This window comes from Alteromonas lipotrueae, assembly GCF_019249255.1.
Classification (GTDB): Bacteria; Pseudomonadota; Gammaproteobacteria; order Enterobacterales; family Alteromonadaceae; genus Alteromonas; species Alteromonas lipotrueae.
The window spans coordinates 1-579 of the sequence record NZ_JAESDJ010000047.1 but is presented as its reverse complement, the minus strand read 5'-3'; the positions used below and the strand labels follow the sequence as shown (position 1 = coordinate 579).

At 45.1% G+C, this 579-nt stretch carries 1 pseudogene; it reads right to left on the bottom strand.

The window, feature by feature from the left end:
• Positions 1-178 precede the first annotated feature (178 nt).
• Positions 179-579: pseudogene (locus tag KYS23_RS20590) on the bottom strand (hypothetical protein); the annotation flags it as partial.

Below are 579 nucleotides of genomic sequence, written 5' to 3'. Positions count from 1 at the left end.
TGCTAATGAAAACAGGTGAGGGTAGTTGTACTGGGATTTTTTAAAGCCAAACGGAGTTTAGGCTGACGCCTTATAACGCCCGCATAATGGGCAATAACACGTAGGCTAAAATTGGAGCGAAGCGACTGAGCCTACGTGTTATTGTCCCAGCGAGCCTGCGAGCGAATTAATGCGTTTGTTATGTGTGTGGTTCTGAAACAACCTTTACGTAACCTACTATGGTGTACGCCTCACATATATGCCAAGTAAAGCCCCTTTTAATCAAAGGTAAATCTTGTTTGGGTAAAATAAAACCACCAAGTGCGTTGCAAGTTCCCCCTGGCTCTAATATTTCGGTATCGATAAAATTTAATTTACCAATGAAAGCGTAATCGCGACCAGGGATCCAATGGTTTGGGCTTATCCCAGTCCGATATCCCCAGCGATCTTTCATGGCAAATTCAATTAGGGAGACTTCAACCTCACATTCTATATCGACAGTTTCCAAGCTAAATTTCCCTGTAGCACATAACTTTAAGCTAAGGGGCGCAGATACGTGGGGCATAATGGCGAAGCCGCCCCGCGTATAGGCGTCCCAGC